The sequence below is a fragment of the Rahnella sp. AA genome (genome assembly GCF_002834385.1).
Classification (GTDB): domain Bacteria; phylum Pseudomonadota; class Gammaproteobacteria; order Enterobacterales; family Enterobacteriaceae; genus Rahnella.
On record NZ_PITQ01000020.1, the window covers coordinates 16,405 to 26,739 of the forward strand.

Consider the following 10,335-nt stretch of genomic DNA (forward strand, 5'->3'; position numbering starts at 1 on the left):
CCTTAGAACTGAAGGCCAGCTTCACGGGCAGCATCTGCCAGTGCCTGGACTCGACCATGATATTGGAAACCGGAACGGTCAAAGGATACTTTCGTGATCCCTTTTTCCAATGCGCGTTCTGCGATAGCTTTACCTACAGCAGTGGCAGCATCTTTGTTGCCGGTATACTTCAGTTGCTCAGTGATAGTTTTTTCTACAGTAGATGCAGCAACTATGACTTCAGAACCGTTTGGTGCGATGACCTGTGCGTAAATATGACGCGGGGTACGATGTACCACCAGACGAGTCGCACCCAATTCTTTGAGCTTGCGGCGTGCGCGGGTCGCACGACGGATACGAGCAGATTTCTTATCCATAGTGTTACCTTACTTCTTCTTAGCCTCTTTGGTACGCACGACTTCGTCGGCGTAACGGACACCCTTGCCTTTATAAGGCTCAGGACGACGGTAGGCACGTAAATCCGCAGCAACCTGACCGATAACCTGTTTATCAGCGCCTTTCAGCACGATTTCGGTTTGGGTCGGGCATTCTGCAGTAATGCCTTCCGGCAGTTGATGATCGACCGGGTGAGAGAAGCCTAAGGCTAAATTCACCACGTTGCCTTTAACAGCAGCACGATAACCAACACCTACCAGTTGAAGCTTTTTAGTGAAGCCGTCGGTAACACCTACAACCATAGAGTTCAACAGTGCACGAGTGGTACCCGCTTGGGCCCAACCGTCTACAGCGCCTTCGCGTGGAGCGAAAGTCAGTGCATTTTCTTCCTGTTTAACTACAACAGCGTCATGGATAGTACGTGACAGCTCGCCGTTTTTACCCTTAATCGAAATAACCTGACCGTTGAGTTTTACCTCTACGCCGGCAGGAATGACGACGGGTGCTTTTGCAACACGAGACATTCTTTCCTCCCAATTAAGCTACGTAGCAGATAATCTCGCCACCAAGACCAGCCTGGCGAGCTGCACGATCGGTCATAACACCTTTAGAGGTAGAAATAACAGCGATACCCATACCGGCCATAACTTTTGGCAGCTCATCTTTTTTCTTGTAGATGCGCAGACCTGGACGGCTGATACGTTGAATGCTTTCTACCACTGCCTTGCCCTGGAAGTACTTCAGTACTAATTCCAGTTCAGGTTTGGCGTCGCCTTCGATTTTAAATTCTTCAATATAGCCTTCTTCCTTCAGCACGTTGGCAATAGCCACTTTCAGCTTGGAGGAAGGCATGGTGACCGCAACTTTGTTCGCGGCTTGACCGTTACGGATACGGGTCAGCATATCCGCGATCGGATCTTGCATGCTCATCTGTCTTTACTCCCGTGATTCAATTGGTGACAATTACCAGCTAGCCTTTTTAAGACCCGGAATTTCACCGCGCATAGCGGCTTCACGGACCTTAATACGGCTCAACCCGAACTTCCGCAGGAAAGCATGCGGACGACCAGTTTGACGGCAGCGGTTACGCTGACGAGACGGGCTGGAATCACGCGGCAGAGACTGCAGCTTAAGAACTGCATCCCAACGATCTTCGTCGGATGAGTTCACACCAGAGATAATAGCTTTCAATTCCTCGCGTTTAGCGCGGTATTTATCAGCCAGTTTTACGCGAACGACTTCGCGTGCTTTCATGGATTGCTTAGCCATTAGTAACCCTGCCTTACTTGCGGAACGGGAAGTTAAAGGCTGTCAGCAATGCACGGCCTTCATCATCGGATTTCGCAGTAGTGGTGATAGTAATATCTAAACCACGAACGCGATCGACTTTATCATAATCGATTTCCGGGAAGATGATCTGTTCACGCACGCCCATGCTGTAGTTACCACGGCCATCGAAAGACTTAGCAGACAAGCCGCGGAAGTCACGAATACGTGGAACAGCAATAGAGACCAGACGCTCAAAGAACTCCCACATGCGTTCGCCGCGGAGGGTTACTTTACAGCCGATCGGATAGCCCTGACGGATTTTGAAGCCTGCAACTGATTTGCGTGCTTTGGTGATCAGCGGTTTTTGACCGGAGATTGCTGCCAGGTCAGCTGCTGCGTTATCCAGCAGTTTCTTGTCAGCGATCGCTTCACCAACACCCATGTTCAGGGTGATCTTCTCGACCCGAGGGACTTGCATGACAGAATTGTAACCAAACTCAGCCATGAGTTTTTTTACGACATCGTCTTTGTAGTAATCATGCAGTTTCGCCATCGTACTACTCCAAATTACTTGATAGTTACGCTGTTAGACTTGAAGAAACGGACTTTTTTTCCGTCTTCGAATCTAAAGCCTACACGGTCCGCCTTGCCAGTAGCCGTGTTGAAGAGAGCAACGTTAGAAACCGGAATTGCAGCTTCTTTTTCAACGATGCCGCCTGGTTGATTCAGGGCCGGTACAGGCTTCTGATGTTTTTTAACCAGGTTGATACCTTCAACAATGACCTTGCCAGAAGACAGGACATTTTTTACTTTACCGCGCTTACCTTTATCTTTACCGGTAAGCAGGATAACTTCGTCATCACGACGGATTTTCGCTGCCATGGTTCGCTCCTTAGAGTACTTCTGGTGCCAGAGAGATAATTTTCATGAACTTCTCATTACGCAGTTCACGAGTTACCGGCCCAAAAATACGCGTGCCGATTGGCTGCTCGCTGTTATTGTTTAAAATAACGCATGCATTACCATCGAAGCGAATGACAGAACCGTCCGGGCGACGAACACCCTTCTTGGTGCGCACCACTACCGCCTTCAGCACATCGCCTTTCTTCACCTTACCGCGAGGAATTGCTTCCTTGATGGTAATTTTGATGATGTCGCCGACGCCTGCGTAGCGACGGTGCGAGCCACCTAGAACCTTGATACACATTACGCGACGTGCACCGGAGTTGTCGGCCACGGTCAGCATAGTCTGTTCTTGGATCATGTTAGTGCTCCGCTAATGTCAACTACAACTTTAGGACCCAGGATAGGTCGTTAAGAAATCCCCACAATATGAGGGCGCGGCATTATAACACCGGTTCCCGATTATGGGTAGAAAAAATAAACGGCCCACGTACATGAGCCGTTTATCTATTTTCGAGAGGCGCTACTGTATTACAGAATCGCTTTCTCTACAACGCGAACCAAGGTCCAAGACTTAGTCTTAGACAGTGGACGGCATTCGCTGATTTCTACAACGTCGCCGATACCACATTCATTGTTCTCGTCATGTACGTGCAATTTAGTCGTACGTTTGATGAATTTACCGTAGATCGGGTGTTTCACCACACGTTCAATCGCAACAACGATGGATTTCTCCATTTTGTCACTGATTACACGACCCTGCAGAGTACGGATCTTGTCAGTCATTACGCACCCGCCTTTTCAGTCAGTAAAGTCTTCACACGTGCAACATCACGACGCACTTGTTTCAACAGGTGTGTTTGCTGCAACTGGCCACTTGCCGTTTGCATGCGCAGGTTAAACTGCTCACGCAAAAGGTTTAGCAGCTCAGTGTTCAGCTCTTCCACGCTTTTTTCGCGCAGCTCTTGTGCTTTCATTACATCACCGTCTTAGTTACAAAGGTGGTTTTGATAGGCAGTTTGGCTGCTGCCAGCTGGAAGGCTTCACGAGCCAGCTCTTCAGGCACACCGTCCATTTCGTACAGGACTTTACCAGGCTGAATCAAAGCAACCCAATACTCTACGTTGCCTTTACCTTTACCCATACGAACTTCGAGCGGTTTCTCAGTGATCGGTTTGTCCGGGAATACTCGGATCCAGATCTTACCTTGACGCTTAACTGCACGGGTCATCGCACGACGTGCTGCTTCAATTTGACGAGCAGTCAGACGACCACGGCCAACAGCTTTCAGACCGTAAGTGCCGAAGCTCACATCCGTACCTTGCGCAAGACCACGGTTGCGGCCCTTGTGCACCTTACGGAATTTTGTACGCTTTGGTTGTAACATCAGCGACTCTCCTTACTTGCGGCCTTTACGCTGCTGCTTTTTAGGTTGAGCAGCCGGTTCCGGTTGTTCAACTGCAGCCATACCACCCAGGATCTCACCTTTGAAGATCCATACCTTAACGCCGATTACACCATAAGTGGTGTGCGCTTCAGATGTGTTGTAATCGATATCCGCACGCAGAGTGTGCAACGGAACACGACCTTCACGGTACCATTCGGTACGCGCGATTTCAGCACCGCCAAGACGGCCGCTTACTTCAACTTTGATACCTTTAGCGCCAAGACGCATTGCGTTCTGTACAGCACGCTTCATAGCACGACGGAACATAACGCGACGTTCCAGCTGTGAAGTGATGCTATCAGCAACCAATTTTGCGTCCAGTTCCGGTTTACGGACTTCGGCGATGTTAATCTGCGCAGGAACGCCAGCGATATCCGCTACGACCTTACGCAGTTTTTCGACATCTTCACCTTTCTTGCCGATAACGATACCAGGACGAGCAGTGTGAATAGTCACACGGATGCTCTTCGCTGGACGCTCGATAACGATGCGAGAAACGGAAGCTTTCGACAATTCCTTAGTGAGGAACTGACGAACTTTAAAGTCGCCGTCCAGGTTGTCAGCGAAATCTTTGGTATTTGCATACCAAGTAGAGTTCCAAGGTTTGACAATACCCAGTCGAATACCATTAGGATGTACTTTCTGACCCATTGCTAGTCTCCAGAGTCTCAGCGATCGGACACAACCACAGTAATGTGGCTGGTGCGCTTCAGAATGCGATCTGCACGACCTTTAGCACGCGGCATAATGCGCTTCATGCTTGGGCCTTCGTCTACGAAAATCTTCGTGACTTTCAGATCATCGATGTCAGCGCCATCGTTGTGTTCTGCGTTAGCAATGGCAGACTCCAGCACCTTCTTAACCAGACCAGCAGCTTTCTTGTTGGTGTAGGCCAGAGTTTCCAGAGCTTGCGACACTTTCTTACCGCGAATCAGGTCAGCAACAAGGCGAACCTTCTGAGCAGAAGAACGAGCGTGGCGATGTTTAGCGATAGTTTCCATCTCTTCCTCCTACCTTAGCGCTTTTTAGCTTTTTTATCAGCCGCATGGCCGCGATAAGTACGAGTCGGCGCGAATTCACCCAGTTTGTGACCGACCATTTCATCGGAAACAAATACTGGTACGTGCTGACGACCATTATGGACAGCGATGGTCAAACCGATCATGTTAGGAAAGATCGTTGAACGACGGGACCAAGTGCGCAAAGGCTTCTTGTCACCGCTTTCCACCGCTTTCTCTACCTTCTTCAGCAAGTGCAGGTCAATAAAAGGACCTTTCTTGAGAGAACGTGGCATGGCTTATCCTCTAATTATTTTTTGCTACGGCGACGTACAATGAATTTATCAGTACGCTTGTTGCTACGGGTCTTCTTACCTTTGGTTTGAACGCCCCACGGAGTTACCGGGTGCTTACCAAAGTTACGACCTTCACCACCACCGTGTGGGTGATCGACTGGGTTCATCGCAGTACCGCGGACGGTAGGACGAATACCACGCCAACGAGCAGCACCTGCTTTACCCAGAACGCGAAGCATATGTTCAGAGTTACCGACTTCACCTAAGGTGGCGCGGCAATCAACTTGAACTTTACGCATTTCGCCAGAGCGCAGACGCAGGGTAACGTAGGAACCGTCACGAGCAACGATCTGAACGTAGGCACCGGCTGAACGAGCCATCTGGCCGCCTTTACCTGGTTTCATTTCTACGTTATGGACAGTTGAACCTACTGGGATGTTGCGCATAGGCAGGGTGTTACCTGTCTTGATTGCGGCATCAACGCCAGATTGGATCTGGTCACCCACTTTCAGGCCTTTCGGCGCCAGGATGTAACGGCGTTCGCCGTCTTTGTACAGAACCAACGCGATATTTGCGGAACGGTTCGGATCGTACTCCAGACGCTCAACCACTGCAGCGATACCATCTTTGTTGCGTTTGAAGTCAACCAGACGATAATGCTGTTTGTGGCCACCACCGATATGACGGGTGGTGATACGGCCATTGTTGTTACGGCCACCGCTTTTGCTCAGTTTTTCGAGCAGCGGAGCATAAGGTTTACCCTTGTGCAGCTCAGGGTTAACCACTTTAACAACGTGGCGACGACCCGGAGATGTAGGTTTACATTTAACAATTGCCATTGTTCTTACTCCTCCGACTTACTCAGCGCCGCTGATGAAGTCCAGATTCTGGCCTTCTTTCAGGGTGACGTAAGCTTTTTTCCAGTCGCTACGACGACCAACACGCTGACCGTGACGTTTAACTTTGCCTTTAACCAGCAAGGTATTCACATCTTCGACTTCGACTTCAAACAGTTTCGAAACCGCAGCTTTGATTTCTGCTTTAGTCGCGTCTTTGGCAACTTTGAGAACGATGGTGTTGTTCTTTTCCATCGCAGTAGAAGCTTTTTCAGAAACGTGCGGCGCGCGCAGCACTTTCAGCAGACGTTCTTCACGAATCATGCCAGCATCTCCTCAACTTGCTTCACAGCGTCAGCAGTCATAACCACTTTGTCGAAGGCGATCAGGCTTACTGGATCGATACCTGCTACATCGCGAACATCAACCTTGTACAGGTTACGCGCGGCCAGGAACAGATTCTCGTCGACTTCGCCAGTTACAATCAGCACGTCTTCCAGAGCCATGTCTTTCAGTTTCTGTGCCAGCAGCTTAGTTTTAGGCGCTTCTACAGAGAACGTCTCGACAACGATCAAACGATCTTGACGTACCAGTTCGGACAGAATGCTTTTCAGCGCGCCGCGGTACATCTTTTTATTTACTTTTTGACTGTGGTCCTGTGGCTTGGCAGCGAAGGTTACACCACCGGAACGCCAGATCGGGCTCTTTACAGAACCTGAACGCGCACGGCCAGTACCTTTCTGACGCCAAGGTTTTTTACCGGAACCAGTTACTTCAGCACGGGTCTTCTGAGCACGAGTACCTTGACGGGCACCTGCTGCATAAGCAACAACGACCTGGTGTACCAGCGCTTCATTGAAATCACGCCCGAAGGTAGTTTCGGAAACAGTCAGCGCGCTCTGCGCGTCTTTCACTACTAATTCCATTCCTATCTCCTCGACGTTAAGCCTTAACAGCAGGTTTAACGATCAGGTTGCCACCGGTAGCACCCGGAACAGCACCCTTGACCAGCAGCAGGTTGCGCTCAGCGTCAACACGTACTACGTCCAGGCTTTGAACGGTTACACGCTCGTTACCCAGTTGGCCTGCCATTTTCTTGCCTTTGAACACTTTGCCCGGAGTCTGGTTCTGACCGATAGAACCCGGAACACGGTGAGACAAGGAGTTACCGTGGGTAGCGTCTTGGGTACGGAAATTCCAGCGCTTAACTGTGCCAGCAAAACCTTTACCTTTAGAAGTACCGGTAACATCAACTTTCTTAACGTCTGCGAAAATTTCAACGCTAATGTTTTGACCTGCAGTGAACTCTTCACCTTCTGCAAGGCGGAATTCCCACAGACCGCGGCCAGCTTCAACGCCAGCTTTAGCGAAGTGACCCGCTTCTGGTTTAGTTACACGGTTAGCTTTTTTGCTACCAGTAGTAACCTGCACAGCACGGTAACCATCGTTGTCCAGGTCTTTGACCTGAGTAACGCGGTTTGCTTCAATTTCGATAACGGTTACAGGGATAGAAACGCCATCTTCTGTGAAGATACGAGTCATACCCACTTTCTTACCGACTAAACCAATCATTGTTTCAACCTCTCAATCGCTCAATGACCCTGATTAACCCAGGCTGATCTGCACGTCTACACCAGCAGCCAGATCCAGACGCATCAGAGCATCAACGGTTTTCTCGGTTGGCTCAACGATGTCAACCAGACGCTTGTGAGTGCGAATCTCATACTGATCGCGCGCATCTTTATTGACGTGCGGAGAAATCAGAATGGTAAAGCGCTCTTTGCGGGTCGGCAGCGGGATTGGACCACGAACTTGCGCACCAGTGCGCTTCGCGGTCTCAACGATTTCCGCAGTTGATTGATCGATCAGACGATGATCAAACGCTTTCAGGCGGATACGGATTCTTTGGTTCTGCATGAGACCAGAGCTCCAATTATTTTAAACGTAAATGATTACTCCTCATACCCATTTCGATTGATGGGAGAGTGTAATCGTTCTTCACATAACCCCCATATCGGGAGTATTGTTGACCGGCAAGTAAACTTATCGGCCAGCTGATTCTAATTGAATCAGACCTACCAAGATTAGGTAAGCCCGCGCATTATACGTAAACCGGGAGAATAAGCAACAGACATTAAAGAATGAACTGCTTTTATTTTGCACTACCGTCAACGCCTTCCCTGCTCCACTACATCCCTGTAGCTTCCCCCCATTAATTAGCCGTGTGCAGAGCAATTTGCTCAGGCATCAGAAGATTGTTTCGGCCTTGATTAATAATGAATTCAGTAGGCCGATGGCCTTACAGGTGCCAGTATCAGCAGACACAGAGGCGATATGATTTCAGTTCAGGAGGGAATTCTGCACAGCTCAATTTTATCTGATGGCCAACTTCCAGATGTAGCTCACGCTATGGCTGCCATCATCGGCCTTGTTGCCGGTGTGATGCTTAACACCACAATCACTCGGTTTGTCCTCCAATATGCTTCAGACTTACCCGCCGTTCCCAAGTCCACGCATTCCCTGGCCGTTATATTTTGCAAGAGTGGTGCCCATGAAATCTGCTTGTGGTTAAAACGCCCGTTACTCTGTCGGACGGCGTTAAGAACAATGCATTTTTATTTTTTCAGCCTGTTTTCATCCCGCACTGCGTTTATCATCGGGGGTTGTGCAAGCTTGTTTTTTGGAATGTCTTATCTCTTCGATAGCCCGACATCCTGGCTACTGGTTTGTCTGCTTTCCTGGTTTCTCGTTGCATTGAGCGTGATCGACTCTTGCACCCTCATTTTACCGGATGCCTTAACACAACCATTGCTCTGGTTCGGTCTGCTGTTGAGCACTTTAGGGTATGGTGTGCCCGTCGAATCCGCTATTTTAGGTGCAATCGCAGGCTATCTTTCCCTCTGGACTCTTTATTGGTGTTTAAAACTTTTAGTGAAGAAAGAAGGGTTGGGGTTTGGTGATTTTAAACTGCTGGCGGCATTAGGGGCATGGTCAGGCTGGGAGGCGTTACCTCAACTATGTACGCTGGCGGCATTGACCGGGATTTTTTATTCCGTGGTGTTAGGCCGGGGTTCCCTGCATGGGAATTTAATTCCTTTTGGCCCTGCCCTTTCATTTTCGGGGGTTCTTATCTACATCAGCCAGAGGAGTGAAGCTGTCTGGCTGATGTAATCAGGTACGACTGTGTGCTATTGAGAGGCCTCTTTGAGCTGAGACTGAATGTAGTTTTGTAATCCAATTCGGCCAATTAATTCGATCTCAGTTTCGAGCCAGTCAATGTGGTGTTCTTCATCTGCAAGGATAGTAATCATTAAGTCACGGCTGACGTAGTCATGAACTGAATCCGCGTATGCAATACCCTCCCTCAGGTCTTTAGCCCCATCGAGCTCAAGCACTAAATCTGACTTAAGCATCTCCTCAACATCTTCGCCAATGTTGAGCTTCCCGAGATCTTGCAGGTTTGGAATGCCTTCAAGGAAAAGAATGCGCTCAATGTAAATATCGGCATGTTTCATTTCGTCGATAGACTCATGATACTCGATACCATTCAGGCGCATTAAGCCCCAGTTTTTAAACATACGGGCGTGCAGAAAATACTGGTTAATTGCAACCAGCTCATTTCCAAGAAGTTTGTTGAGATGAGCAATGACTTTTTTATCGCCTTTCATAGGTAACTCCTCCGTTCCGGTATCTAAAGCGTAGATCCGGTACAGAGTAAGTCAAAAAAAAGGCACACATTTTAACGAAGTATTTTACGCGATATTTTTGAACTCGGGAATTTGCTGTAATTCATCTTCCATTATCTGGCGTGCAGCTCGCACACATTTGCCACACTGCGTTCCTACCGGAACAAAACTTCTGAGCTGTTGAAACGTTTGCGGCTGATAACGTCTGACGGCCTGTCTGATCGTTTTATCACTGACTGAATTACATAAACACACGTACATATAAACCACACTTCGTCTAAATCTTACACTAACTGTAAATGAGAATGGTTATTATTGCAAATGCTGTTTACGAGCTTTCTCTCACAAAATTCAGACAATAAAAAAGGGTGCCAAGGCACCCTTTTTTTGCTCTTAATTATCAGCGATTAAGCGATAACTTTAGCAACAACACCAGCGCCTACAGTACGGCCGCCTTCACGGATTGCGAAACGCAGGCCGTCATCCATCGCGATTGGGTGGATCAAGGTAACAACCATTTTGATG

Annotated in this window: 22 protein-coding genes; 1 reads left to right on the top strand and 21 read right to left on the bottom strand. The window is 48.8% G+C overall.

All coding sequences use genetic code 11. The annotated features are described in order from the left end of the window. Positions 1 to 2: 2 nt before the first annotated feature. From rplR to rpsJ, 18 genes are all read right to left on the bottom strand, one after another. Complete coding sequence (gene rplR, locus CWS43_RS26515) at positions 3 to 356, bottom strand: 50S ribosomal protein L18 (RefSeq protein ID WP_013573699.1); 354 nt, start codon at positions 354 to 356, stop codon at positions 3 to 5. A gap of 9 nt (positions 357 to 365) precedes the next feature. After that, a complete protein-coding gene (gene rplF / locus CWS43_RS26520; RefSeq protein WP_101080136.1) occupies positions 366 to 899 on the bottom strand; it encodes a 50S ribosomal protein L6 in 534 nt (177 codons plus the stop codon). A 13-nt stretch (positions 900 to 912) separates the two neighbouring features. Continuing rightward, positions 913 to 1,305, bottom strand: coding sequence for a 30S ribosomal protein S8 (rpsH, locus tag CWS43_RS26525; RefSeq protein WP_013573697.1), 393 nt, complete (start codon positions 1,303 to 1,305; stop codon positions 913 to 915). Positions 1,306 to 1,338: 33 nt separating this feature from the next. After that, on the bottom strand, positions 1,339 to 1,644 hold the full coding sequence (gene rpsN / locus CWS43_RS26530) for a 30S ribosomal protein S14 (RefSeq protein WP_013573696.1): 306 nt from the start codon (positions 1,642 to 1,644) through the stop codon (positions 1,339 to 1,341). Positions 1,645 to 1,657: 13 nt separating this feature from the next. Further along, positions 1,658 to 2,197 (bottom strand): 50S ribosomal protein L5, encoded by a 540-nt coding sequence (gene rplE / locus CWS43_RS26535; protein ID WP_013573695.1) that lies wholly within the window; start codon positions 2,195 to 2,197, stop codon positions 1,658 to 1,660. 14 nt (positions 2,198 to 2,211) lie between these two features. Continuing rightward, positions 2,212 to 2,526 (bottom strand): 50S ribosomal protein L24, encoded by a 315-nt coding sequence (gene rplX, locus CWS43_RS26540; protein ID WP_013573694.1) that lies wholly within the window; start codon positions 2,524 to 2,526, stop codon positions 2,212 to 2,214. A gap of 10 nt (positions 2,527 to 2,536) precedes the next feature. Beyond that, positions 2,537 to 2,908, bottom strand: a complete 372-nt coding sequence (rplN, locus tag CWS43_RS26545) for a 50S ribosomal protein L14 (RefSeq protein ID WP_008457164.1) — start codon at positions 2,906 to 2,908, stop codon at positions 2,537 to 2,539. 170 nt (positions 2,909 to 3,078) lie between these two features. Then, a complete protein-coding gene (gene rpsQ, locus CWS43_RS26550) occupies positions 3,079 to 3,333 on the bottom strand; it encodes a 30S ribosomal protein S17 (RefSeq protein WP_014333604.1) in 255 nt (84 codons plus the stop codon). Next, on the bottom strand, positions 3,333 to 3,524 hold the full coding sequence (rpmC, locus tag CWS43_RS26555; RefSeq protein ID WP_013573692.1) for a 50S ribosomal protein L29: 192 nt from the start codon (positions 3,522 to 3,524) through the stop codon (positions 3,333 to 3,335). The genes rpsQ and rpmC overlap by 1 nt, the downstream gene beginning before the upstream one ends. After that, entirely contained in the window at positions 3,524 to 3,934 is a 411-nt protein-coding gene (gene rplP / locus CWS43_RS26560; RefSeq protein WP_009639183.1) for a 50S ribosomal protein L16, read from the bottom strand. Before rplP ends, rpmC begins: the two co-directional genes overlap by 1 nt. A 12-nt stretch (positions 3,935 to 3,946) precedes the next feature. Then, entirely contained in the window at positions 3,947 to 4,645 is a 699-nt protein-coding gene (rpsC, locus tag CWS43_RS26565; protein WP_101080137.1) for a 30S ribosomal protein S3, read from the bottom strand. A 17-nt stretch (positions 4,646 to 4,662) separates the two neighbouring features. Continuing rightward, positions 4,663 to 4,995: a 50S ribosomal protein L22 gene (gene rplV / locus CWS43_RS26570; RefSeq protein ID WP_004391423.1), complete on the bottom strand. Its 333-nt coding sequence runs from the start codon at positions 4,993 to 4,995 to the stop codon at positions 4,663 to 4,665. Between the two features lie 14 nt (positions 4,996 to 5,009). Continuing rightward, positions 5,010 to 5,288, bottom strand: coding sequence for a 30S ribosomal protein S19 (gene rpsS / locus CWS43_RS26575; RefSeq protein ID WP_004929772.1), 279 nt, complete (start codon positions 5,286 to 5,288; stop codon positions 5,010 to 5,012). Between the two features lie 14 nt (positions 5,289 to 5,302). Continuing rightward, entirely contained in the window at positions 5,303 to 6,127 is an 825-nt protein-coding gene (gene rplB, locus CWS43_RS26580) for a 50S ribosomal protein L2 (protein ID WP_013573690.1), read from the bottom strand. A gap of 18 nt (positions 6,128 to 6,145) precedes the next feature. Next, complete coding sequence (gene rplW, locus CWS43_RS26585) at positions 6,146 to 6,448, bottom strand: 50S ribosomal protein L23 (RefSeq protein WP_013573689.1); 303 nt, start codon at positions 6,446 to 6,448, stop codon at positions 6,146 to 6,148. Then, positions 6,445 to 7,050, bottom strand: a complete 606-nt coding sequence (gene rplD / locus CWS43_RS26590; protein ID WP_013573688.1) for a 50S ribosomal protein L4 — start codon at positions 7,048 to 7,050, stop codon at positions 6,445 to 6,447. The genes rplW and rplD overlap by 4 nt, the downstream gene beginning before the upstream one ends. A 16-nt stretch (positions 7,051 to 7,066) precedes the next feature. Beyond that, positions 7,067 to 7,696, bottom strand: a complete 630-nt coding sequence (gene rplC / locus CWS43_RS26595; protein WP_013573687.1) for a 50S ribosomal protein L3 — start codon at positions 7,694 to 7,696, stop codon at positions 7,067 to 7,069. A 33-nt stretch (positions 7,697 to 7,729) separates the two neighbouring features. Further along, a complete protein-coding gene (gene rpsJ, locus CWS43_RS26600) occupies positions 7,730 to 8,041 on the bottom strand; it encodes a 30S ribosomal protein S10 (protein WP_009639175.1) in 312 nt (103 codons plus the stop codon). Between the two features lie 417 nt (positions 8,042 to 8,458). Here rpsJ and CWS43_RS27735 point away from each other — a divergent pair, with 417 nt between their 5' ends. After that, the gene (locus CWS43_RS27735; protein WP_157825444.1) at positions 8,459 to 9,295 is read left to right on the top strand and encodes an A24 family peptidase; all 837 of its coding nucleotides are present in this window, start codon (positions 8,459 to 8,461) and stop codon (positions 9,293 to 9,295) included. 17 nt (positions 9,296 to 9,312) lie between these two features. Here the strand turns inward: CWS43_RS27735 and bfr are convergent, their stop codons facing one another. The 3 genes from bfr to CWS43_RS26620 form a co-directional block, all read right to left on the bottom strand. Continuing rightward, positions 9,313 to 9,792, bottom strand: coding sequence for a bacterioferritin (gene bfr, locus CWS43_RS26610; RefSeq protein ID WP_101080138.1), 480 nt, complete (start codon positions 9,790 to 9,792; stop codon positions 9,313 to 9,315). A gap of 84 nt (positions 9,793 to 9,876) precedes the next feature. Next, the gene (gene bfd, locus CWS43_RS26615) at positions 9,877 to 10,071 is read right to left on the bottom strand and encodes a bacterioferritin-associated ferredoxin (protein WP_013573671.1); all 195 of its coding nucleotides are present in this window, start codon (positions 10,069 to 10,071) and stop codon (positions 9,877 to 9,879) included. A 146-nt stretch (positions 10,072 to 10,217) separates the two neighbouring features. Next, on the bottom strand, positions 10,218 to 10,335 hold a 118-nt coding region (locus CWS43_RS26620), incomplete at its 5' end, for an elongation factor Tu (protein ID WP_076995039.1).

Coding starts and splice junctions, on each gene's coding strand:
- rplN (WP_008457164.1), bottom strand. CDS start 2,908: ATGATCCAAGAACAGACTATGCTGACCGTGGCCGACAACTCCGGTGCA.
- CWS43_RS27735 (WP_157825444.1), top strand. CDS start 8,459: ATGATTTCAGTTCAGGAGGGAATTCTGCACAGCTCAATTTTATCTGAT.
- rplP (WP_009639183.1), bottom strand. CDS start 3,934: ATGTTACAACCAAAGCGTACAAAATTCCGTAAGGTGCACAAGGGCCGC.
- rplB (WP_013573690.1), bottom strand. CDS start 6,127: ATGGCAATTGTTAAATGTAAACCTACATCTCCGGGTCGTCGCCACGTT.
- rpsS (WP_004929772.1), bottom strand. CDS start 5,288: ATGCCACGTTCTCTCAAGAAAGGTCCTTTTATTGACCTGCACTTGCTG.
- rplW (WP_013573689.1), bottom strand. CDS start 6,448: ATGATTCGTGAAGAACGTCTGCTGAAAGTGCTGCGCGCGCCGCACGTT.
- rplE (WP_013573695.1), bottom strand. CDS start 2,197: ATGGCGAAACTGCATGATTACTACAAAGACGATGTCGTAAAAAAACTC.
- rplX (WP_013573694.1), bottom strand. CDS start 2,526: ATGGCAGCGAAAATCCGTCGTGATGACGAAGTTATCCTGCTTACCGGT.
- bfr (WP_101080138.1), bottom strand. CDS start 9,792: ATGAAAGGCGATAAAAAAGTCATTGCTCATCTCAACAAACTTCTTGGA.
- bfd (WP_013573671.1), bottom strand. CDS start 10,071: ATGTACGTGTGTTTATGTAATTCAGTCAGTGATAAAACGATCAGACAG.
- rpsC (WP_101080137.1), bottom strand. CDS start 4,645: ATGGGTCAGAAAGTACATCCTAATGGTATTCGACTGGGTATTGTCAAA.
- rpsH (WP_013573697.1), bottom strand. CDS start 1,305: ATGAGCATGCAAGATCCGATCGCGGATATGCTGACCCGTATCCGTAAC.
- rplD (WP_013573688.1), bottom strand. CDS start 7,050: ATGGAATTAGTAGTGAAAGACGCGCAGAGCGCGCTGACTGTTTCCGAA.
- rplR (WP_013573699.1), bottom strand. CDS start 356: ATGGATAAGAAATCTGCTCGTATCCGTCGTGCGACCCGCGCACGCCGC.
- rpsN (WP_013573696.1), bottom strand. CDS start 1,644: ATGGCTAAGCAATCCATGAAAGCACGCGAAGTCGTTCGCGTAAAACTG.
- rpsQ (WP_014333604.1), bottom strand. CDS start 3,333: ATGACTGACAAGATCCGTACTCTGCAGGGTCGTGTAATCAGTGACAAA.
- rpmC (WP_013573692.1), bottom strand. CDS start 3,524: ATGAAAGCACAAGAGCTGCGCGAAAAAAGCGTGGAAGAGCTGAACACT.
- rpsJ (WP_009639175.1), bottom strand. CDS start 8,041: ATGCAGAACCAAAGAATCCGTATCCGCCTGAAAGCGTTTGATCATCGT.
- rplV (WP_004391423.1), bottom strand. CDS start 4,995: ATGGAAACTATCGCTAAACATCGCCACGCTCGTTCTTCTGCTCAGAAG.
- rplC (WP_013573687.1), bottom strand. CDS start 7,696: ATGATTGGTTTAGTCGGTAAGAAAGTGGGTATGACTCGTATCTTCACA.
- rplF (WP_101080136.1), bottom strand. CDS start 899: ATGTCTCGTGTTGCAAAAGCACCCGTCGTCATTCCTGCCGGCGTAGAG.